The sequence below is a fragment of the Bartonella sp. W8151 genome, assembly GCF_016100385.1.
GTDB classification, from domain to species: domain Bacteria; phylum Pseudomonadota; class Alphaproteobacteria; order Rhizobiales; family Rhizobiaceae; genus Bartonella; species Bartonella apis.
The window spans coordinates 493,308-514,954 of sequence record NZ_JACFSO010000002.1 but is presented as its reverse complement, the minus strand read 5'-3'; the positions used below and the strand labels follow the sequence as shown (position 1 = coordinate 514,954).

Here is a 21,647-nt window from a genome sequence, read left to right as displayed (position 1 = left end):
GACAAGCTGAAAAATGCCCCGCATAAAAAGGCGAGCGACTTGTCACCCGATTATTTGTTGTCGGTAGTCAATGTCAATTTGGAGACGCCGATAGCAATGTTGGCGCCTTCATGAGCCTCGACACTCACCGGTTGCAAAGAGAATGCTTTATTATCGCCTACAAGGAGATTAGCACCACCACCGACACCGGCTGCAGCGTCCACGCCAAGCCCCTCATATTTGCCAACGAGAATTCCGGATTTATAAGCATTTTTGCTGGCGGCCAAAACCATCCAGGACATTTGCCCCGCACCGGCTTTGCCAATGTCTATTCCAAGCTGTTCAATCTTGCCGACATATTTATCCGTTTGTGCACCTTTGTCGTTAGGTTGAAAAACACAGGTCAGCTTTTCGGTGGCTTTAAAAATGTGCCCCTCTGCCCCTTGTCCGGTACAAACGAGCATACCGATGGTGACTTTATCGTCGGCTGATGCGCCATTGATACTCAAAAAAGCGCTTCCTGCAGCAAGACCGGCAATAACAAAATTTCTTAAAAAATGTGACATGACTGTGGTTCCTTCTCTACTAACTCATCCCAATTTGGCGTATATTATTGAAAATACAAGTCGTCTTCCAATAAGTTTTACAAAGTAGAATTGAATTCTTATTAGCGTCGAAACGAAACGTGATGGCTGTATCGGCTTTGGCCGAAGTTTTTTGAATTTGAATGAGGAAATCCATGTCTTGCCGGTTAGCAAGTATTTTTATTACAACACTTTTTGTGTCATTCGCCTGCACGGTGAATGGCAATGCGGTTGAACTTAACAGTCCACTGGCACCCATAGCCCGTCCGCAAAATGCACCGCTTCCTCACGCCCATTATGGGGTACCAAAGCCGAACCGCAATTATAAACCGGAACAGACAAATCCCGGAGGCCCGACATATAAATTGGATACCGGTCCGGATATCAACCACCAACAATGGTGCAGCGATCGTTATAGAAGTTATCGTTCGTCTGATGACACTTATATCGACCGTGGTGGTGTGCGTCAGACCTGTAAGTCACCATTTCCGAAATAAATATTGTTGTTATGACTCTATGAGGCGGCAAAATTGCTATGGGCAGCGGTTTGCGGCTTTCCTCCCTATTTAAAATAGAAATTTTCTATTTCAGCAAATACCAGACTTTTTATGCCTGATAAATTTTCAAAATATTGAAAATTATTGTTACCTGTTCCTTCATTGAAGCTTGTTCCGACAGCCCATTGTCTTGTCTAACAGATGATGAAGGTGAATAAATTCCATCGGCTCAAGTGTCAAAGGATGACTTTCGTAAAATAACGCGTTAACCGAGAAAAATCTACGTGAATTCTCTCGAACAACCACTTGATCAAAGAAAACGGTCCTTGTCACTTTCTTAAAGGTCGTTGCGATAACGCCGGAAGGACCAGACGTAATTGCCATAAGCAATTGAACCTGCAAATCGAGTTTTCGTAAAATTTTATAAGAAAAAAGAGCCGGTATAACCGGCTCTTTCGTTAAGATTTTATAAAAACAAACCGCTTTGCTTAGTTGCGTGTTTTATCGACCAATGCATTGGCTTTAATCCACGGCATCATCCCGCGCAATTTTGCACCGATTTGTTCAAGCTGATGGCCGTCATTAATCCGGCGGATAGCTTTGAAGCGAACAGCGCCGGACTTATATTCCTGCATCCAGTTGGAGCAGAAGGTACCGTCCTGAATGTCTTTCAGAACACGCTTCATATTCGCCTTGACTTCATCCGTAATAATGCGCGGACCACTGACATATTCACCCCATTCGGCGGTGTTGGAAATCGAGTAGTTCATGTTGGCGATGCCGCCTTCATAGATAAGGTCAACGATGAGCTTCATTTCGTGGCAGCATTCGAAATAGGCCATTTCCGGAGCATAACCGGCTTCAACCAGAGTTTCGAAGCCTGAACGGATAAGATTGACAAGACCACCGCAAAGAACAACTTGCTCGCCGAAGAGATCGGTTTCGGTCTCTTCCTTGAATGTTGTTTCGATAACGCCTGAACGGCCTGCGCCAATTCCACAAGCATAAGAGAGAGCAAGATCATGCGCGTTGCCTGTTGCATCGTGACCAACGGCAATGAGGCAAGGAACGCCACCACCACGCTGGTATTCGCTGCGCACTGTATGACCTGGACCTTTAGGAGCAATCATAATGACATCCACAGTCTTTTTCGGTTCGATCAGACCGAAGTGGATGTTCAGACCATGAGCAAATGCAATTGCCGCGCCATCGCGCAAATTGTTAGCAATCTGTTCTTTAAAAATGTCGGCCTGCAATTCATCAGGGGTAACCATCATAATGAGATCAGCCCATTTTGCAGCTTCGGCAACAGTCACAACCTCGAACCCGTCAGCCTGCGCTTTTTTCGCTGTCGCTGAACCCGGACGAAGAGCTACTTTAATCTCTTTCACACCGGAATCTTTCAGGTTCAAAGCATGGGCACGGCCTTGGGAACCATAGCCGATTACACCGACTTTTTTGGATTTTATCAAGTTAACATCTGCATCACGATCGTAATAAACACGCATGGAAAACTCCCTTAATTTTGTGTTTCATCTGTTTTTTTTCGCCCGTAAAGAGCAAAAAATTGTCTGGTCGCTGTGCGCGCTTCACGGATGATTTCTTCATCATCCATGTGAAACTCGTCGCCCAGCAATTTTCTTATTTGGACATCACGAACAACGAGGCCGAAAAATGTCCGGAATGCGTTGTCAAGATTGTCCATTTGTAAAAGTCCGCAATCGCGACCGATTTCCAAAATCGGTTTCAAGCGACGCGCCATCGCAAACGGTCCGCGATAAAGGACGACATTTCCGAGATTGGATTTGCCCGTCCCCGCCTGACTGACGGCAAGCCGGTTAAGCGCGATCGATGTCGGCGAGGTCAGAACCATCAACCAGTCGCGTGCAAAATGTTCCAGGCTGTTGAAAAGCGTTTGTTCATCAACTGCTTCGCGACTGATCGGTACCGCACGAACTTTTGAAGCCTGCCATTCGACCATGGCTTCAAGAAATGCATTGCGATCGCCGAACCACTTATAAAGTGTTTCCTTCGAGCAGCTTGCTGCTTTCGCAACTTTCGACATTGTCAACGCCAGATGGTCTTTGACGAGCACTTGCAGTGCTGCGTCAAGAACGTCCTTCTGACGATCTGTCAAATTATTGACCAGAGCATTTGTCGACTGTTGCATGTCTGCTGTTTTCATGTTTTTGCGTACCGTACCGTACGGTTCGTTACCATGCTACGAGAAATTGCCAATAGCAAGTAATATTTTCAGTAAAAATTTCTTTTTATTAGAAATCGAAATTTGTGGAACGGATTTACCGGCTTTGTCACCTTTTTAGTTCATCAACAAAGCCGGCGGTTTGGACAGCAAGATTGCTTTTTAAACCGTAATCTCGCTCAAACTGTAATCTGGGTGCCAATTTCCACAACACGGCCAGTTGGAATCTGGAAATATTCGGTTGCGTCGGCGGCGGTTCTGGCAAGGAAAATATAGAATTTATCCTGCCACATCGGCATATCGGATTTCGCTGCCGGTTTGATAGAACGACGGGACACAAAAAATGATGTGGTCATAATGTCGAATTTCCACCCCAATTTGCGACAAATTGCCAACGCCTTCGGAATATTCGGCTGTTCCATATACCCGAATGTCAAAGTGACTTGCATAAAACGTTCATTGAACTGGGAAACCCGTGCACGATCAACCGAAGATACACGTGGTGTCGAGGCTGTATTTACTGTCAATATAACGTTGTTATCATGCAAAACTTTATAATGTTTAAGGCTATGCATCAAAGCACTGGGTGCGCTTTTCGGATCACTCGTTAAAAACACAGCCGTCCCCGGCACGATGATTGGCGGTTTTTCGGCCATTTTATTAACAATCAGATCAAGCGGCACTTCGGCTTTGCGAGTTTTTTTGAACAAATGCCGGCTACCTCGAACCCAGGTCCACATAATCAGCACTACGCTGCAGGCAAGCCCAACGGACACCCATCCGCCATCATGGATTTTTATCAGATTGGCGCTGAAGAAAAGAAGATCAAGACACAGGAACGCAAGCGTAGGCAAGAGGCATAAAGCGAGCCGCCATTTCCAGATGCGCCTCATGACGATAAACAGCAGCGATGTTGTGACGATCATATTGCCGGTAACAGAAATACCGTATGCAGCTGCAAGGTTGGATGATCTTTCAAAACCTATCACCAGAAGAATAACGATAACCGCTAAAATAAGATTGATCCGCGGCATATAGATTTGTCCGAGATTTTTTTCCGACGTGTGCAATATCTCGAGCCGCGGCAAAATATTGAGTTGCACAGCCTGACGTGCCATGGAAAAAGCACCGGTTATCACCGCCTGCGCCGCGATCACTGTCGCCATCGTTGCCAGAATAATCATTGGTATAAGTGCCCATTCGGGCAGCATCTGATAGAACGGATTGATCGTATTGCGCCCGTGGGAAAGGATAAATGCACCCTGCCCCAGATAATTGAGCACAAGACAAGGAAACACAATCCACAGCCATGCTGCAACAATCGGACGACGGCCGAAATGACCAAGGTCTGCATAAAGCGCTTCAGCACCGGTCACCGCCAGAAACACTGCGCCGACGGCTGCAAATGAAGTTGCCGGATTGCTGACAACGTAAGAAATAGCATAGCCTGGAAACAATGATTTCAAAATCGTCAGATCATCAAAGATATGGAAGAGACCGAACCCGCCAAGAGCCAGAAACCAGACTAATGTTATCGGACCAAAAACAATTGCAACTTTTCCTGTTCCAAACTTTTGGACAGCAAAAAGTGCCACCAGAATGATGAGTGTCAGCGGCACAACAAAAGGCTCGAGGTCGGGCGCCACAACTTCCATACCTTCAACAGCCGAAAGCACCGAGACAGCCGGAGTAATGACGGCATCGCCAAAAAACAGCGATGCGCCGAGTATGCCTATCCCAAGAGCCCAGCCACCTTTCTTTCGGAAAGTCGAGCGTGCAAGCGCCATCAAAGATAAAATCCCGCCCTCGCCGTTATTGTCGGCACGCAAGACGAAAACAACATATTTGATTGTAACGATAAGCAATAACGCCCAGAAGATAAGAGATATAACGCCATAGACATCGAATTTCAGAATATCATGGTTGCCTGCACCTGCGCGCAAGGCCTCGCGAAACGCGTAAATCGGACTTGTACCGATATCACCATAGACAACACCTATGGCGCCGATCAACAGAAGCAAAAAACTTTCTTTGGAATGGTCATTGCTTTCATCAGCTGGCGTAGAATCGTCGGTCGCAAGGTCGATATCTTGAGGGTCCGCCATGGCGCAATCCTTTCAGACGAAAGTATTCATTGTTGAAGAAATAGAAAAACGGAGGAAAAATTACCTGCCTTATATAGTCTTAAATCAGTGCCGCAACGGACGGTTAAACAGTTAATGCCCGTTTGAACCTTATAACGGTATTTCTCATACCGTGTTCCAAAGCATCTGCTATAAGCCCGTGACCGATCGAGACTTCATAAAGCCACGGCACACATTTTACAATGGGGGGAAGATTGGGCACTGTCAGATCATGTCCGGCATTGACAAGGAGCCCCAATTGTTTTGCCTTTTCGGCAACAATTGTAACCGCTTCAAGCGCTTGCAACTGCTTTTTGTCGCTGTCATAAGCGTCGCCATAGGGGCCGGTATAAATTTCAACACCGTCAGCACCGAGCTTTTTTGCTTCTTCGAGCCCGTCAAGAACCGGACTTACAAACAGAATAACGCGGATGGAACGATCCTTCAGCCGTTTGATAATCGGAGCTAAAAAAGTGCTCTGTTGACTAAAATTCCATCCATGGTCCGACGTTGATTGCTTGGGAGAATCAGGAACCAATGTTATCTGGTTGGCATAAGTTTCTGCCATATCAAGAAATGTTGGGTCGGGGTAACCTTCAATATTGAATTCCCGTTGTGGAAATTCGTCATCAATAAGGCGGCGGATGTCGGGAAGATCGCTAAATCTTATATGGCGTTGATCGGGCCGCGGGTGCACTGTGATACCGTCTGCCCCCGCATCAAGTGCAATGCGCCCCATGCCTACGACATTTGGCCAGGGCAAATTCCGACGATTGCGTAAAACCGCGATTGCGTTAAGATTAACCGATAGCTTTATTGTCATCGACCACACCTATAAATTCCGCTTCAAATCGTTCTTAAGACCATTTGAAACGCTACATTAATTTTCTACATATAACTTAATTGCGCTTCAAGGAAGGGGAAAAGCATGTTGCCGGAAGATACACTATCCGTTGTCTCCAAAATCAAAACAGATCGCGCCGGTGCTATTGCATTTTCGATCAATGGCGTGCTTGCGTCTTCGGATGTTGAAAATCTCTATGGCCTTTTCGAAGCTGAAGCGGAAGGGCAAGATCATATTGATATGATCATTATCTTCAAAGAATATGACGGTATCGATTGGGAAAGTCTGTTTAATGAAGATACTGCAAAAATCAGAGCCGAAGCTTTTAAAAAATTGAAACGCTATGCCATCGTCGGAGGGCCTGATTGGCTTAATCTTGCTGTCGAATTTTTCAGACCTTTCGGGCGTGTCGAAACAAAATGGTTTTCTTTGAACGATATTGACGAAGGCTGGAAATATATCGGAGCGCGACCGGCCGAATAAAAATCACTGTTAAAATTATCGTAGACGTCGAAACTTCGCGTTTTCGGAACAAAAATTCTTTTTGGATTTTCAGCTATATCCGTCTTCTACTTTCCGATATGCACTTCTTCATTTTATCAAAGCCGCAATGAGTGGCCTTATTGGAATAGTCCTAATTTCCGGAGTATTTGGAAAAACTTCCCGGGTTTGATAGCAATTTTATAAACAAAGCTGGCAGAATTTTAAACAAAGCAATCAAATCATCACTTGCCACCATTTATGAATAAAATGATGTCGACAGTTGTTGTTATTGTACAATCTCGTTTTTGTATGTTGAAACACCCAACCTTGAATATCAGGCCAAAAATCCGGCACCGTCCCCTCCTCTTGTCTTCAGCTTTTTCGCGTCTTTAGCTTCTCTTCATCACCCTAACGGAAATGGCAAAAGGAGCGCTAAACTTCCAAGCCACAGTGGCGTTATGCGATTAGCCCCAGTTTATTATCAGACAGCAGTTTGCTTTTATTCTGAACAAAAGTTCGGATTAAGACCAGAAAGTTGACTGTTTGGCATTCTATTTTGAAATAAAATGGAATTCTCCCAATTGGTAAAAAAACATTTGAATCAAAAATTGAGGATATCAGCCCAACCTATGGTGAATTCATGGTTTTTCCCCCGATTTTTAGTTATTTTATTGACTGAAAATGCTGTTATTTGATGAAATAAACTTGCGAAGCAATGGCCACTTGGCATATGAATTGCAGGACTTTATGGAAAAGGTCGGTCGGGAGGTAGCCGAGGAGCTGCTGGAACCATTTTAAAAAAAAGTGGTGCGGTCGATCAGAGGGAGGCTTCATGGCTTACAAAATTGAACAAATGACAAAACCACATCCTCGTCGTGCGTTATACAAAGTACTTTATGTGCAGGTGATATTCGCGATTATCTGTGGTATTTTGCTCGGATATTTTTATCCTGATGTCGGTGCATCGTTGAAGCCGCTTGGTGATGCCTTCATCAAACTGGTTAAAATGATTATCGCACCGGTTATCTTCTTGACCATTGTAAGCGGTATTGCCGGTATGAGCGACTTGAAAAAAGTCGGTCGTGTTGCAGGCAAATGCATGCTTTATTTCATTACATTTTCAACGCTGGCGCTTATTATCGGCCTCATTATCGGAAATGTGCTGCAACCGGGGGAGGGAATGCATATTGACCCCGCTTCACTTGATGCTGCTTCGGTCAAAGTTTACGCCGAAAAAGCCCATGACGCATCAATCGTCAAATTCCTGATGAACATCATTCCTTCGACAGTGGTTTCTGCTTTCGCCGAGGGCGATATCCTTCAGGTACTGTTCTTTTCCATATTGTTCGGTGTCGCTTTGGGATCCGTTGGCGAACGTGGCCGCCCCATTCTGGATTTCATCCATGCTCTTTCCACACCAATTTTCAAATTGGTTGCCATTCTCATGAAAGCCGCCCCGATTGGTGCTTTTGGTGCAATGGCCTTCACAATCGGTAAATATGGTATCGGCTCTGTCATCAACCTGTTCTATCTGGTTGCAACATTCTACCTGACATCTATTCTGTTTGTCGTTGTCGTTCTTGGTGCTGTCTGCCGCTATAACGGCGTGTCGATTTTCAGAGTTGTCCGCTACATCAAAGACGAGCTGCTGTTGGTTCTCGGCACATCGTCTTCAGAAGCTGCTTTGCCGACATTAATGGAAAAAATGGAAAAGGCGGGCGCCAAGAAATCGGTTGTCGGGCTTGTTATTCCGACAGGCTATTCCTTCAACCTTGATGGAACCAATATTTACATGACATTGGCAACATTGTTTATCGCGCAAGCTTTGGACATCAACCTTACGCTTGAACACCAGTTGCTTATTCTGATCGTTGCAATGATTTCATCAAAGGGAGCAGCCGGTGTCACCGGAGCAGGCTTCATCACACTTGCCGCTACACTTGGTGCGGTTCCCGCTATTCCTGTTGCGGGCATGGCTATCATATTGGGTATTGACCGCTTCATGTCGGAATGCCGAGCATTGACCAATCTCGTCGGCAATGCGGTAGCCTGTATCGTCGTTGCCCGTTGGGAAAACGAGCTTGATACGGTTCAACTTCATAAAGTACTGGGTGGTCATGAACACCAACACGGGCATCACCACGTTGATGAAGCAAAAAGTGAAGAAGCCCGGTAAAAGCACATCCTGCTGAATTAGGAAAAGCCCCTCTTTCGAGGGGCTTTTTTGTGACCATATGAATCCCGATAGCTAAATTTTTTAGAATCGGATCGCCACAAAATCGGACTGAACGATGTTGTTCCAGACCACTGAATTCGACCCGTCCAAGTTTTTATAAACAGGCTACCGCCTTCGCCTTTCCACCAAATCTCATAATCTTCTGTTCCTTGCGCAAAGGCGGAATTAGACCCTCGGCGAGATTGGACGTGAAACCGGCCTTTGCCTTTGCCCGGGCAAACGGGTTTATCGGCAACAAAAAAGTATCATATCATCCGATTTTCATACGACTGTTTTTCAATGAAACGACAGTTAATTACAGTTTCTTGACTGCTTGTTTGTTTTTGTCTCTTGAGTAAATTGTTCGAGGGCCCTTTTCTATACGTTACGGCGCCATCGGTTACAGCCAACTCCATGGCATCGCGTATTTGAAATTTAAACGGCAATCTCTTGTCACATCGCTTGACTGCTACTTCATCCGCATTTGCATCATATATTTATTTGCCCCCAAGTGGTTGAGCATGAAGTCGGTTTTCCTGTCATGAATGAGCAGCGACCTTTTAAAATTTTTTATCTCCCGGCAAACAATGATTCTTCATTATTTTTCATCCGGAATAATTAAAATTAAATAGCCCGACCAGCTAACCGAACGCCTGTATCACTATTTGAAACGGGCTGCGAAAAAGTTGGACACCCCCCCTTTTCTATGAGAGCTATTTTACCTATATTGGCGGTGCTGGCTTGCCAGCTATGGTAATAAATGGACAGTGTAATAAACCCATTGGACCCGGGGGCGGTACCCGGCGCCTCCACCACAACCAAAACAGCTTTCATTATTCTGGTTGTTTTTGTTATGAAGGGGGCGAAATAGGATCGACAAGGGCGTAAAGATTGCTCTTTTACCCGGCATTGTACCACCGTTATCGGGCTACTTAAGTAGTTGCAAATGACAACTATGCGGAAGCTCGTCTCGCTGCTTAATTGCGGCGCGAACGCTTCAAATTAAGTCTTGGACCTTCGCCGGTCCAAGCGGGGTTCGGAGGCACCTGGCAACAGAAGCCTTCACTTCTAATTTTGTTCAGCAGCATTCTGTTTAAAAACTATCGACTCATTTAATTTTGAAAGTTCAAGTTTGAAACTTTGGCTTCAATTTGTCTTTGTTCCGAAAGCCATAGTGGTCATTTCATCAAGTTTGAGACCGAAGGTTGTGATCAATCGAAGGTCAAGAAAATTTTTGAGGAGATTTTGGTTGCCTCATTGCATTACAATTGGCTACATTGCATTAAGGATGTGTGCCAAGTTTGGTTAAAGCACATCGCAGAAGGAACAGGTTTTCGATGGTTCATGATCAGATCCGTTATGACATTCTCGTTCAGGACGCTTTACGTAGTGTTATCCGTAAAGTTTTGTCCGAGGTAGCAAAAGCCGGCCTTCCGGGTGACCATCATTTTTTCATTACTTTTTTTACAAATGCACCGGGGGTAAAAATTTCATCACGCTTGAAAGAGCGATATCCGGAACAGATGACAATTGTTTTGCAGCATCAGTTCTGGGATTTGAATGTTTCAGATAACGGTTTTGAAGTAAGCCTCTCGTTTGGTGACGTTCCCGAACGTCTTGTCATTCCATTTTCTGCTGTTCAGGTTTTTTATGATCCGACGGCGGCATTCGAAGCTGCGTTCGATCTTGCATCCGATATGCCGAAAAGTGACAATGATAGCCCCGATGTGAAAACGATAACGGAAGAAAAAGAAGGCGGTGAACTTGCCATTCTTGCCGATAAAAAGGGCAAGAAGAAAACTTCCGGCAAAATAAAAGCACACGAAAAAGCCGTTGATGGCGATGATAAGTCGAGTGCAGAAGAAAAAAAGCCTTCCGCCGATGTTGTCTCGCTTGATGCCTTCCGGAAGAAATGAGGCGGTTTTAATGGCTGAAGTTTTCAATTTGCGGCAGTTTCGCAAACAAAAGAAACGTCTAAACAGCGAAAAAGAAGCAGAAGAGAATCGGGTTTTATTCGGCCGCACAAAAATCGAGCGTGCATTTGATAAACGACAAAAACAAAAAACCGAAAGCTTTCTTGATATAAGGAAAATTCCTCACGACAAAGATCAAGGATAACCTGCGCTCGTCAATCGGAACCATTGACTGGCAGAAAGCGCAGGCAAAGAAAATTTCTGTTCGCATTGATGGTCATGCAACAAGTATATCACTTGAGCAGGCCTATATTGATATTCTGCTGCAAGAAGCTAACAAACTTGAACTTTCTTTTGCTAGCCTAGTAACTTTGATCGACGAGACACGACCTTGCGAAATCAATCTTTCAGCTGCGTTGCGCCTGCTTGCCCTGAAGCTTGCAAAAAATATTTGAAGCACCCCGCAAACAGGTTTTTTAAAATCAGTAATGCGGGTTCATTTTAAAATACTATCGTCTAACGTGGCCTAACGCGAAATTTCCGTCGCCCGCCTATTCTTTCATTTCTTGACGTAAGCTTGAAACTTGTAAGCCAATGCGCGCTTTCCGGACTTATGTTGGACCGCGCCTTAGAAAAGCACCGATTCTGAAGTTATGCCGAAGACATGTGCTATTTTTGTCCGAATTTGACAATAATGGTTACTTCCTGCTTTTTGTCGTTTATATTTCTAACCGATTTGAACAAACGGACTTGATAGAAGAGAGCCAACCGTCTAACTCAACGCTATGGAACATTTTGCCGATTCAGACAGCGCCTTGCCGCCTTTGAAAGACCCACAATTTTTAACCGAATTTGTGGCTCTGATGGTTTTAAAGCGCGATGTTTTTTCGGAAACGCGGGTCGGCTATTTTGCTGATGATCCGCATAAACGCGTTATCCGCCGCATTGTTACGGCTGCGCCAAAATGGTCTCGCCCGCTTGCCTGGATATTGGCAAGAAGAGAAATACGGGCATTGAAGAAAGTCCGCGGGCTTGAAGGCGTACCACAGCTTATTGCTGTTGATAAAGACGGGCTATATCGCTCGTGGAGTGAAGGAACACCACTACATCTGGCGCGCCCGAACAAACCCGAATTTTATTTGAGTGCATTTAAAATACTTCGCAATTTGCGCCGCATGGGCATTACCCATAACGACCTTGCAAAGCCGCAAAACTGGCTGATGACAAGCGACGGAAAAGCCTCGATTATCGATTTCCAGTTGGCAAGCGTGCATAAACGCCGAGGTGCCCTTTACCGCTATTTTGCCTATGAGGATTTTCGTCATCTTATAAAGCAAAAAAGAAGTTTTGCGCCGGAACTTATGACGCCAACAGAAAGGCGGATATTAAAAAACCGCTCCTGGCCGTCGCGTCTTTGGTTGGCAACAGGCAAGCGTGTCTATAATTTTATCACCAAAGACATGTTCAAATGGTCGGATGGTGACGGAACAGGCGACCGCGTTCAACATCAGGGGCCGGTCATTCGCAATCTTTTGAAAAATAATCCGGATATTGGCGATATCGCCATTGCAACCTATTCGCTTCCCGCAAAAGGTGTCGGGCTTTATGTTTTTGTTGAATCCGACAAGCTTGATGAAAAAGCTGTTCGCAATCTTCTGAAAGACCAGAAAATCGAGTCTCTTCAAGTTGTGCATCAATTGCCGAGGCGTAAAGACGGGTCAATTCGCGATGATATTATAAAACTCGTTGCCATGAACGAGCTCAATGATCTTGTCGCTTTGATCAAACGCGAACCGGACTTGAAACCGGTGGTTGCTCCAATCATAGACAACCGGAAGAATTTGACCGACCGGCGCGTCTATCAATATGAAGCACAACGCAAAAAAAAGTGATTTTGCAATCGTTTTCGTGTAAAAGCTTATATTCTGGCCTAGCAGAAAATATCTTGAACCATTAGATTGGTGATGATGACCGATTTTCCTGACGATATACCGTTTTTTGATGATGAGCCGAAAAAGCCAACGCCGCAATCTTCTGTGCGCGATGAAGCTCACAATGGCGATGGCAGTTTGGCTGCACGCGCTATGGCTGCGCGCCGTAATGCCAATACTGAAGCCGATTATCTTAAAAAACTCAATCCCGAGCAGCGCCTTGCCGTAACAACGACAGAAGGTCCGGTTCTGGTTCTGGCAGGTGCTGGCACCGGAAAGACGCGGGTTCTGACCACACGCATTGCCCATATTTTACGGCTTGGTCTTGCTTATCCAAGCCAGATTTTAGCGGTCACGTTCACCAATAAAGCTGCGCGTGAAATGAAAAACCGTATTGGTGAACTGGTGGGCGGCGCGGTTGAAGGCATGCCGTGGCTTGGCACGTTCCACTCGATCGGGGTAAAAATTCTTCGTCGTCACGCGGAGCTTGTCGGCCTCAACAGCAATTTCACCATTCTTGATACGGATGATGTGATAAGGCTTATCAAACAGCTCATTCAGGCTGAAGGGCTTGACGACAAAAGGTGGCCCGCGCGCACTTTTTCCAATATGATTGACGGGTGGAAAAACCATGGCCTTGCGCCTGACCAGATACCGGAAGGCGATGCCCGCTCATTCGGCAACGGCAAAGGACGCGAGCTTTACCGCGCCTATCAGGAACGTTTGCAAACGCTGAATGCGTGTGATTTCGGCGATTTGTTGATGCATCCCATCCATATTTTTCAGAAAAACGCCGATGTTTTGCGCGAATATCATAAAAAATTCCGCTATATTCTGGTCGACGAATATCAGGATACCAATACTGCACAATATTTGTGGTTGAGACTATTGGCACAACGCCCTGCCGGACAAACTGTCAATCTTTGTTGTGTCGGAGATGACGACCAATCCATTTACGGTTGGCGCGGCGCAGAAATTGATAATATTTTGCGTTTTGAAAAAGATTTTCCCGGTGCAACTGTCATCCGTCTTGAACGCAATTACCGCTCGACTTCGCATATTCTGGGGGCTGCATCCTATCTCATTGCCCATAATGAAGGCCGGTTGGGAAAAACGCTTTTTACCGATAACAAAACGGAAAATGATCAGAAAGTCAAAGTCCATGCCGCGTGGGATTCGGAAGAAGAAGCGCGTGCTATTGGCGAGGAAATCGAACAATTACAACATCAAGGCCTTGCTTTGAATGACATTGCCATTCTTGTTCGCGCATCATTCCAGATGCGTGAGTTTGAAGACCGGTTTGTCACATTGGGGCTTAATTACCGCGTCATCGGTGGCCCGCGTTTTTATGAGCGGCAGGAAATTCGCGATGCACTTGCCTATTTCCGTGTTGTTGCACAACCCTCGGATGATCTTGCATTCGAGCGTATTATCAACACGCCCAAACGCGGCCTTGGCGAAGCAACTGTTCGTCAAATCCATGATACAGCCAGAGCCCGCAACGAGCCTATGCTCAAAGCCTCTCAGGAAATGGTAGAAACCGATGAACTGAAACCGAAGCCCAGAAGCTCATTAAGAAAGCTTGTCGAAGATTTCCGCCGCTGGCAGAATATGCTTGATAATACCCCTCATACGGAGCTTGCGGAAACTATTCTGGATGAATCGGGCTATACTGCCATGTGGCAGGCCGATCGTTCTGCCGAAGCTCCGGGGCGCCTTGAAAACCTGAAAGAGCTTATCCATTCCATGGAAGATTTTGAAAGTTTGAGAAGTTTTCTCGAACATGTCTCTTTGGTCATGGATACAGAAAAGAACGAAGACATGGACGCAGTCAACATCATGACGCTGCATTCGGCCAAGGGGCTGGAATTCAACACGGTATTCCTGCCTGGATGGGAAGAAGGGCTGTTTCCCCATCAACGTTCGCTTGATGAATGCGGGCGTGCTGGGCTTGAAGAAGAGCGGCGCCTCGCTTATGTCGGTCTTACACGTGCAAAGGAAAACCTTCACATCTGGTTCGTTTCAAACCGGCGTATTCACGGGTTGTGGCAAACGACGATACCATCCCGTTTTCTTGATGAACTGCCCAACGAACATGTTGAAGTTGCGGAAGTTGAAACGTCCTATGGCGGTTATGGGCAATCTCGCTTTGACCGACAGGAACCGTTCCAGAATAATTATTCAACACCTGGTTGGCAAAGAGCCAAAAAGAATGCAACTGACGCGACACGCACCAATTGGGGTAATCGTTCGGGCGCCAATGTTGAACGCATCGGTTATGGGGAAGTTGATTCCGGCTATGGTGCAGGACGGGCAGCGCGTTCGAAAACTATAGAAGGCGAGCTTGTCGCCAAATCGGTTTCCGACAAACCGTCCGAATTCAGCGTGGGTGACAGGGTTTTTCATATCAAATTCGGAAATGGCAATGTCACAGCGATTGACGGAAACAAACTCACAATCGCTTTTGACAAAGCAGGCGAAAAGCGCGTACTCGACAGTTTTGTCAAAAAAGTATGAATATCTTTTGCTTGTCCGTAATCATCCGGTTTTGCTGCAACTTCCATAAAATTTAAAAAGGCAGAAAAATAAATCAATTTTCTGCCTTTTATTTTATCAAATTAATCAAGCGGTTATTTAATGAAATTGTGAATGAGGAGATCGGTTACATCTTTCACACGTCCCTGCATAATCGCCTTGGTACCATAAAGTGCCATTCCGGAAACTTCACCGGCCGTTACCTTTGGCGGCATAACCAGTTCATATCCGCTGGTTTTGACATCAAGAAGTGCCGGACCTTTGGCACTCAAAAAGGCTTTGACTGCGCCTTCGAGTTCTTCCGGCTTGTCAACTTTCCAACCTTTTATGCCAATAGATTCAGCGAGTTTTGCAAAATCGGGATTTTGTAAATCGGTATAATGGTCAACCAGTCCTTCAACCTTTTGTTCAAGTTCAACGAAGTTGAGTGATGAATTGTTGAAAACTACAATCTTGACGTCGATCTTTTCCTGAACAACAGTCAAAAGTTCGCCCATCAACATGGCAAGGCCGCCATCGCCCGAAAGCGAGATAACTTGCCTGTTGTTATAGGCTTTTTTGAAGCCGATAGCCTGCGGCAAAGCATTTGCCATTGTTCCATGGGAAAGACTGGCAAGCGTTCTCCTCTTGCCATTTGTTTTGAAATGGCGGAGTAACCAAACCATTGGCGAACCGCAGTCACCTGTAACCAGCGCATCATCATCGGCATATTGATTGATAAGCGATACCAGATATTGCGGATGAATAATCGATTTTGAAACAGCGGTTTCCTTCGCTTCAGCTTTTTCGGCTTCGGCTTTGGTTTTCAGACACTGGTCGAGAAAACCGGTATCTTTTTTTTCGTCAACATATTTCAAAAGTGCTGCCGCTGTCGATTTGACATCCCCGATCAACCCCATATTGACAGGATGACGACGGCCCAAATGGGTTCCATCCTCATCTACCTGAATAATCGTCGCTTTGTCCGGATAAAATTGCGTATAAGCGAAATCGGTACCAAGCAAAAGCAAAGTATCGCAATGTTCAACCATGTCAAAACCGGGCTTTCCGCCCAACATGCCGTTCATTCCCATATTATACGGGTTGTCATATTCGATGAAATCTTTCGATTTTGACGAATGTCCAATTGGTGCTTTCAACTTTGCCGCAAGAGCGACCACCTCATCATGAGCACCTTTGACACCCGAACCGACATAGATTGCAACTTTTTTGCCCTTGTTCAAATGGGATGCAACTTGTTCAAGTTCGCTATCGGAAGGGCGAATAACCGGATTCGGCCGATGAACGCTATATTGCGTGACATGGCTTACCGTTTGCATGGAAACATTAACCGGCAGAACAATGACAGCAACACCTCTTTTTGTCAGTGCTGCCTGACATGCTTCGACGGTTATGCGTTGTGCTTCCTCCGGATTTAAAATTTGCTCGCAAAATACCGAGCAATGTGAATAGAGTGCGGGAAAATCGACTTCCTGCGGCCATTCACTGCCGATAACTTCGGTTGAAAGCTGGCTTGCTATGGCCACAACCGGAGCGCGATTGCGATTTGATTCATAAATTCCGTTGATAAGATGCAAGCTCCCCGGCCCGCAAGAGCCTGCGCATGCACTCAATTCGCCAGTCAAATAAGCTTCTCCTCCTGCTGCCAAAGCAGCAGCTTCTTCGTGGCGTGTATGGACCCACTCGATTTTCGAGCGATATATCGCATCGGTGATATAGTTAAGTGTATCACCGACAATGCCGTAACAATGTTTCACACCGGCTTTTTGCAGTGTCTCTACGATAATCTCGCCAACACGTTTAGAAGACATTTTCAATTTCCTTTCAAAATTGAAGTACAAAATAACTATTGAAAGAAACAACGAGAAATTGAAAATAAAATTCGTGTTATCGCGTGTCTTTGATGATTTTTTCTACTCTCAGACAAGCTTTTTCCACTTTGCGATAAATTCTTCAGCCGAGAGTTGTTGCATATCGGGTATTGCTTCATAAAGTGTGTTCAGCGGCCAATTCCACCAGCAAAGGTCAAGAAGCGCCTGAATAATGTAGTCGGGAAATCTCATTCTTATTCGCTTGGCCGGAACGCCGCCGACAATCTCGTAAGGAATGACATCTTTGGTTACAACAGCATTGGCACCAATCACCGCGCCATGACCGATGGTAATTCCCGGCATCACCACCGCCCCATGACCGATCCAGACATCATGGCCCACGGTTACCCGTTTATTATGTCGCCTTTCGCGAAAAGCGCTATCAAGTGTCATGAAACGAAAATATTCATTCGGCCGGTAAGTCATCTTATGCATGCTTACCCGTTCCATCGGATGTTCAAGGGCATTGAGCCGGACATTCGAAGCAATAGAACAAAAACGGCCGACATCGGTGTATATTGCTTCACCATTGCGTTCGAAATAGCTAAAATCTCCAACCGTTACATCACGTAAGAGAACCCGTTCACCGATTTCGGAAAAACGTCCAAGTTTACAACCGTGGAGTTTGGCTGTTGAATGGATGCGCGGCTCACTATCCTGAAAGCGTTGGTCTGTTGGCGATATGCTCATGATAATCCGGTATATTGAATGATGAATTACCATAAAACGCGGTTAGGAGAAGTGCAATCCCGACTATTTGACCGAAGCTTTCCGACAATTATAATTTAAATTCCGCTTTTCATTGCAGTATCGTTTTCATACCGATATATTTTAAAATATCATCTTCGGGTTACAAAGGTGGCTTTTTTGGCGGTCCAATCAAATTCAAGGGATTTTCGCAATGACGAGTGAAGGTAAAAAGACTGCATTAAGTGTTTTTTACATTGTTTTATTGGTTGCGGTTTTTATGGCATTCATATTTGGTTGGCAAACCTTCGTCAGTCCGCCACTCGGTGAGGATTTCAGCCTTACCGATTCCAATGGAAAAACCGTTACGCAGGTTGAACTTCGTGAAAAGCCGTCAGCGATATTTTTCGGTTACACAATGTGTCCGGATATTTGCCCGACAACGTTGATGAGTATGACCAATTGGATAAAAGAATTGGGACCGGACGCGGATAAAATCAATATCTGGTTTATCACGGTGGATCCCGAACGGGATACTCCGGAAGTTCTTCACGATTATTTATCGAATTTTACCGACAAAGTTGTTGGTATTAGCGGTGATCCTGCAAAAGTCCACGAACTGGTATCATCTTTCAATATTGCGGCTGAAAAAGTACCCGGTGAGAATGGCGATTATACCTACGACCACACAGCGGCAATTCTTCTCACCAAAAAAGGCGGCCAATTTGCCGGCGTCATCCCTTATAGCGTGGAAGAAAACAGAAATGAATTGAAAGACCAGATTGCTATAGAGCGTCTCAAGAGTCTGGCAAAACAATAAAAGACATAAGGACAAAAATTTTGGGACAGATCCGCCTACATTATAAATCGCCGAAACGCGAAGCTGAAAAACAATATGAACTTCTCGATCACGCCTTCGAGGATGATGCCTTTCCCCTTGCGATAACCGAAATAGATGAAGCCAATGGAATTTATGAAGTTTCGCTCTATGTGGATGAGACTCAAAAGAATTCGGTACTTCCCCGCTTTGCGCAAGTTTTGGGCGTCAATGAAAACAAGATAGAAATAGAAATACTTCCGGATATTGACTGGGTAAGCCATAGTCTTGAAGGACTTAATCCTGTTCGCGCGGGACGTTTCTTCGTTCATGGCAGCCATGACCGCGACAAGGTGAAACCGGGTGATCTCGCAATCGAAATCGATGCCGGTCAAGCTTTTGGCACCGGCCACCATGGAACGACAGTCGGCTGCCTTGAACTTATCGCCGACGTTATGGAACATGAAAAACCGCAAAATGCACTTGATCTTGGAACGGGGAGCGGAATTCTGGCAATCGGTATTGCTTTGATCAAACCGATCAGAATTTTGGCAACCGATATTGACCCGATTGCGATCAAAGTTGCGAAAGAAAATTTTGCTTTAAACGGTGTCACCAAAACAATAACAACCATCACGGCTACCGGTCTTGATGATGAAGAGATTAAAAAGCGCTCACCCTTTGATCTCATTGTTGCAAATATTCTCGCCAATCCTCTGATTGAACTTGCGCCACAAATGGTTCCTGCGCTTAAAAAAGGTGGTTCCATTGTGCTTTCAGGCATTTTGGAAGAGCAGCATGACCGCGTGGTCAAGGCCTTCGAGGCGGAAGGCGCGAAATACATCAAAACTTTGCATCATGAAGGCTGGGTTGCCATTCATTTGAAATAAGTGACGATCAAATAAAATTGGTGGCCAATAAACAATCGGACATTTGGCCATTTCACAAAAATAACAGGTGATAGAATTGCCCGATCATAGCGATTATAATTCTTTCACCGACTAGACAATCAGAGGCGATTTTATGTTTCAATCATTTGAAATTGCAACAAATCCCGATAATGCAAGACCGCGTGTTTCCGCGCTACGCAAAGAAATGGAAAAACTCGGGCTTGATGGCTATCTGGTGCCAAGAGCGGACGAGCATCAGGGGGAATATGTGCCTCCCCATGCGCAGCGGCTGCAATGGCTCACCGGTTTTACCGGCTCGGCCGGTGTTGCACTGATTTTGAAAGACAAGGCGGTTATTTTCGTTGACGGGCGCTACACTTTGCAAGTGCGCAACCAGACAGACGGAAAAATATTCACTTATGCCGATCTCATTTCCTGCCCGCCTTCGCTTTGGCTTGAACAAAACACCAAAGGTTTGAATATCGGCTTTGATCCATGGCTTCATACCGTTAATGGCGTCAAGGCACTGAAAAAAGCCGTTGAGGAAAAAGCACATGGCAAACTTGTCGGTACGGAAAAAAATCTCGTCGATCTCATCTGGCATGACCAACCGGAACCGCCGCTGACGCCGGTCACAATCCAGCCTCTCGACTATGCCGGTGTTCCTGCCGATAAAAAGCTTGAATTGATGGCAGAGAGCTTGAAAAAAGACGGGTGCGATCTCGTTCTATTGACAGACCCCTCGTCGATCGCATGGGTTTTCAATATTCGCGGCAATGACGTTTCCAATACACCTTTTTCCTTGTCTTTTGCTATTCTCCGGGCAAAAGGCCGGCCATCTTTATTTATTGACCAGCGCAAGCTTGGAGAAAGTGAGAAGCAATATCTTGCCCGTTATGTCGACATTTTCGAACCTTCCGCATTAATGGGCGAAATCACAAAAGAGGCGCAGTCGAAAGCTTGCTTTTCACTTGACGGGCAACTTTCAGCCGAGAAATTGCGTCAGGTGATTGTCGATCATGGCGGCACAATTAAAGATTTGCGCGATCCGGCACGTTTGCCGCGCGCAATCAAAAACGAGGCTGAGCTTAAAGGAAGCCGTCAGGCCCATGCGCGCGATGGTGTGGCTCTCTGCCGGTTTTTCTCTTGGCTTTCACGGCAGAAACCCGCCACAGTGGACGAGATTTCGGCAGCGACGAAACTTGAGAGCTTCCGTGCCGACACTGCCTTGAAGATGGGGTCAAAACTTGAAGATCTGTCATTTGATACAATTTCGGGAAGTGGCAGCGATGGTGCTATCATCCATTATCGCGTCAATACAGCAACCAATCGGCCTCTTAACGAAGGCGAGCTTTATCTCGTTGATTCCGGTGCGCAATATCGCGATGGCACAACCGATGTCACCCGCACAGTTGCAATCGGCCACGCAGGTTCGGAAGAAAAACGGTGTTTCACACTCGTTCTCAAAGGTATGATCGACCTTTCTTCGGCACGTTTTCCGAAAGGTACACGCGGGCAGGACCTTGATGTTCTGGCGCGCATCGCTTTATGGAAAGCAGGACTGGATTTTGCCCATGGCACGGGTCACGGCGTCGGTTCCTATCTTGCTGTTCACGAGGGCCCGCAAACCATTTCAAAACGCGGTGGGCAAGAACTTTTACCTGGAATGATTGTTTCCAACGAACCGGGCTATTATCGCGAAGGTGCATTCGGCATCCGCATAGAAAACCTGCTTGTTGTCAAACCGGCCAAACCGGTCAAGGGTGGCGATATTGATATGCTCGGTTTCGAGACGCTCACTCTCTGCCCGATCGACCGTAACCTTATTGCCGTTGATATGCTGACGAATGAGGAACGCGAATGGCTAAACGCCTATCATGCCCGTGTCATGAAAGAAAACGCACCACACCTTGATGAGGTTGATCGCAAATGGCTTGAGGCAGCAACGCAACCTCTATGAAACTGAAAAAAACGCGAAAGAAAAATCTTTCGCGTTTTTCATTCCGCAAGTTTGGTCACTTGTCACTGCACAATAACCTTTCAGCAACTACCGTAGTCTTTGAAGACTAAAGGGG

Annotated in this window: 18 protein-coding genes and 1 other RNA gene; 12 read left to right on the top strand and 7 right to left on the bottom strand. The window is 45.8% G+C overall.

Features of this window, described 5'->3' with window-relative positions; genetic code table 11:
* Positions 1–50 precede the first annotated feature (50 nt).
* Positions 51–545: a DUF992 domain-containing protein gene (locus H3V14_RS05080; protein WP_198227049.1), complete on the bottom strand. Its 495-nt coding sequence runs from the start codon at positions 543–545 to the stop codon at positions 51–53.
* A 173-nt stretch (positions 546–718) separates the two neighbouring features.
* Here H3V14_RS05080 and H3V14_RS10985 point away from each other — a divergent pair, with 173 nt between their 5' ends.
* Complete coding sequence (locus H3V14_RS10985; RefSeq protein ID WP_075868643.1) at positions 719–1,060, top strand: BA14K family protein; 342 nt, start codon at positions 719–721, stop codon at positions 1,058–1,060.
* 488 nt (positions 1,061–1,548) lie between these two features.
* Here the strand turns inward: H3V14_RS10985 and ilvC are convergent, their stop codons facing one another.
* The 4 genes from ilvC to H3V14_RS05055 all read right to left on the bottom strand — a co-directional run bounded on the left by ilvC (position 1,549) and on the right by H3V14_RS05055 (position 6,209).
* Entirely contained in the window at positions 1,549–2,568 is a 1,020-nt protein-coding gene (gene ilvC / locus H3V14_RS05070) for a ketol-acid reductoisomerase (protein WP_075868645.1), read from the bottom strand.
* A gap of 11 nt (positions 2,569–2,579) precedes the next feature.
* Positions 2,580–3,230, bottom strand: coding sequence for a TetR/AcrR family transcriptional regulator C-terminal domain-containing protein (locus H3V14_RS05065; RefSeq protein WP_246785056.1), 651 nt, complete (start codon positions 3,228–3,230; stop codon positions 2,580–2,582).
* Positions 3,231–3,442: 212 nt separating this feature from the next.
* Positions 3,443–5,368, bottom strand: a complete 1,926-nt coding sequence (locus H3V14_RS05060) for a potassium transporter Kup (protein WP_198227045.1) — start codon at positions 5,366–5,368, stop codon at positions 3,443–3,445.
* Between the two features lie 103 nt (positions 5,369–5,471).
* Entirely contained in the window at positions 5,472–6,209 is a 738-nt protein-coding gene (locus H3V14_RS05055; RefSeq protein ID WP_198227043.1) for a pyridoxine 5'-phosphate synthase, read from the bottom strand.
* A 105-nt stretch (positions 6,210–6,314) separates the two neighbouring features.
* Between H3V14_RS05055 and H3V14_RS05050 the strand changes: the two genes are divergently transcribed.
* From H3V14_RS05050 to H3V14_RS05015, 8 genes are all read left to right on the top strand, one after another.
* Positions 6,315–6,713, top strand: coding sequence for an STAS/SEC14 domain-containing protein (locus H3V14_RS05050; RefSeq protein ID WP_198227041.1), 399 nt, complete (start codon positions 6,315–6,317; stop codon positions 6,711–6,713).
* A gap of 832 nt (positions 6,714–7,545) precedes the next feature.
* Positions 7,546–8,889 (top strand): dicarboxylate/amino acid:cation symporter, encoded by a 1,344-nt coding sequence (locus tag H3V14_RS05045; protein WP_304504617.1) that lies wholly within the window; start codon positions 7,546–7,548, stop codon positions 8,887–8,889.
* A gap of 735 nt (positions 8,890–9,624) precedes the next feature.
* Positions 9,625–9,995: a transfer-messenger RNA gene (gene ssrA / locus H3V14_RS05040) on the top strand.
* 270 nt (positions 9,996–10,265) lie between these two features.
* A complete protein-coding gene (locus H3V14_RS05035; RefSeq protein WP_198222736.1) occupies positions 10,266–10,844 on the top strand; it encodes an SspB family protein in 579 nt (192 codons plus the stop codon).
* Positions 10,845–10,854: 10 nt separating this feature from the next.
* Positions 10,855–11,046, top strand: a complete 192-nt coding sequence (locus tag H3V14_RS05030; protein WP_198227040.1) for a DUF4169 family protein — start codon at positions 10,855–10,857, stop codon at positions 11,044–11,046.
* Positions 11,036–11,296, top strand: a complete 261-nt coding sequence (locus H3V14_RS05025) for a ribbon-helix-helix domain-containing protein (RefSeq protein ID WP_371809444.1) — start codon at positions 11,036–11,038, stop codon at positions 11,294–11,296. The genes H3V14_RS05030 and H3V14_RS05025 overlap by 11 nt, the downstream gene beginning before the upstream one ends.
* 330 nt (positions 11,297–11,626) lie before the next feature.
* Positions 11,627–12,733, top strand: a complete 1,107-nt coding sequence (locus tag H3V14_RS05020; protein ID WP_198227038.1) for a serine/threonine protein kinase — start codon at positions 11,627–11,629, stop codon at positions 12,731–12,733.
* A gap of 75 nt (positions 12,734–12,808) precedes the next feature.
* Positions 12,809–15,289 carry an ATP-dependent helicase gene (locus H3V14_RS05015; protein WP_198227160.1) on the top strand — a complete coding sequence of 827 codons (2,481 nt, stop codon included), beginning with the start codon at positions 12,809–12,811 and terminating at the stop codon, positions 15,287–15,289.
* Positions 15,290–15,402: 113 nt separating this feature from the next.
* On the opposite strand, the gene H3V14_RS05010 is transcribed toward H3V14_RS05015, so the two are convergent.
* Complete coding sequence (locus tag H3V14_RS05010) at positions 15,403–17,118, bottom strand: thiamine pyrophosphate-dependent enzyme (protein ID WP_198227036.1); 1,716 nt, start codon at positions 17,116–17,118, stop codon at positions 15,403–15,405.
* A 108-nt stretch (positions 17,119–17,226) separates the two neighbouring features.
* The gene (locus tag H3V14_RS05005) at positions 17,227–17,868 is read right to left on the bottom strand and encodes a DapH/DapD/GlmU-related protein (RefSeq protein WP_075868669.1); all 642 of its coding nucleotides are present in this window, start codon (positions 17,866–17,868) and stop codon (positions 17,227–17,229) included.
* Positions 17,869–18,079: 211 nt separating this feature from the next.
* On the opposite strand from H3V14_RS05005, the gene H3V14_RS05000 reads away from it, so the two are divergent.
* From H3V14_RS05000 to H3V14_RS04990, 3 genes are all read left to right on the top strand, one after another.
* Positions 18,080–18,685 (top strand): SCO family protein, encoded by a 606-nt coding sequence (locus H3V14_RS05000; protein ID WP_075914229.1) that lies wholly within the window; start codon positions 18,080–18,082, stop codon positions 18,683–18,685.
* Positions 18,686–18,702: 17 nt separating this feature from the next.
* A complete protein-coding gene (locus H3V14_RS04995; RefSeq protein ID WP_198227158.1) occupies positions 18,703–19,572 on the top strand; it encodes a 50S ribosomal protein L11 methyltransferase in 870 nt (289 codons plus the stop codon).
* A gap of 133 nt (positions 19,573–19,705) precedes the next feature.
* The gene (locus tag H3V14_RS04990) at positions 19,706–21,532 is read left to right on the top strand and encodes an aminopeptidase P family protein (RefSeq protein WP_198227034.1); all 1,827 of its coding nucleotides are present in this window, start codon (positions 19,706–19,708) and stop codon (positions 21,530–21,532) included.
* Positions 21,533–21,647: the final 115 nt, after the last annotated feature.

Excerpts from the sequence above, each read along its gene's own strand:
- H3V14_RS05080 (WP_198227049.1), bottom strand. The coding sequence starts at position 545 with ATGTCACATTTTTTAAGAAATTTTGTTATTGCCGGTCTTGCTGCAGGA.
- H3V14_RS10985 (WP_075868643.1), top strand. The coding sequence starts at position 719 with ATGTCTTGCCGGTTAGCAAGTATTTTTATTACAACACTTTTTGTGTCA.
- ilvC (WP_075868645.1), bottom strand. The coding sequence starts at position 2,568 with ATGCGTGTTTATTACGATCGTGATGCAGATGTTAACTTGATAAAATCC.
- H3V14_RS05065 (WP_246785056.1), bottom strand. The coding sequence starts at position 3,230 with ATGCAACAGTCGACAAATGCTCTGGTCAATAATTTGACAGATCGTCAG.
- H3V14_RS05060 (WP_198227045.1), bottom strand. The coding sequence starts at position 5,368 with ATGGCGGACCCTCAAGATATCGACCTTGCGACCGACGATTCTACGCCA.
- H3V14_RS05055 (WP_198227043.1), bottom strand. The coding sequence starts at position 6,209 with ATGACAATAAAGCTATCGGTTAATCTTAACGCAATCGCGGTTTTACGC.
- H3V14_RS05050 (WP_198227041.1), top strand. The coding sequence starts at position 6,315 with ATGTTGCCGGAAGATACACTATCCGTTGTCTCCAAAATCAAAACAGAT.
- H3V14_RS05045 (WP_304504617.1), top strand. The coding sequence starts at position 7,546 with ATGGCTTACAAAATTGAACAAATGACAAAACCACATCCTCGTCGTGCG.
- H3V14_RS05035 (WP_198222736.1), top strand. The coding sequence starts at position 10,266 with ATGGTTCATGATCAGATCCGTTATGACATTCTCGTTCAGGACGCTTTA.
- H3V14_RS05030 (WP_198227040.1), top strand. The coding sequence starts at position 10,855 with ATGGCTGAAGTTTTCAATTTGCGGCAGTTTCGCAAACAAAAGAAACGT.
- H3V14_RS05020 (WP_198227038.1), top strand. The coding sequence starts at position 11,627 with ATGGAACATTTTGCCGATTCAGACAGCGCCTTGCCGCCTTTGAAAGAC.
- H3V14_RS05015 (WP_198227160.1), top strand. The coding sequence starts at position 12,809 with ATGACCGATTTTCCTGACGATATACCGTTTTTTGATGATGAGCCGAAA.
- H3V14_RS05010 (WP_198227036.1), bottom strand. The coding sequence starts at position 17,118 with ATGTCTTCTAAACGTGTTGGCGAGATTATCGTAGAGACACTGCAAAAA.
- H3V14_RS05005 (WP_075868669.1), bottom strand. The coding sequence starts at position 17,868 with ATGAGCATATCGCCAACAGACCAACGCTTTCAGGATAGTGAGCCGCGC.
- H3V14_RS05000 (WP_075914229.1), top strand. The coding sequence starts at position 18,080 with ATGACGAGTGAAGGTAAAAAGACTGCATTAAGTGTTTTTTACATTGTT.
- H3V14_RS04990 (WP_198227034.1), top strand. The coding sequence starts at position 19,706 with ATGTTTCAATCATTTGAAATTGCAACAAATCCCGATAATGCAAGACCG.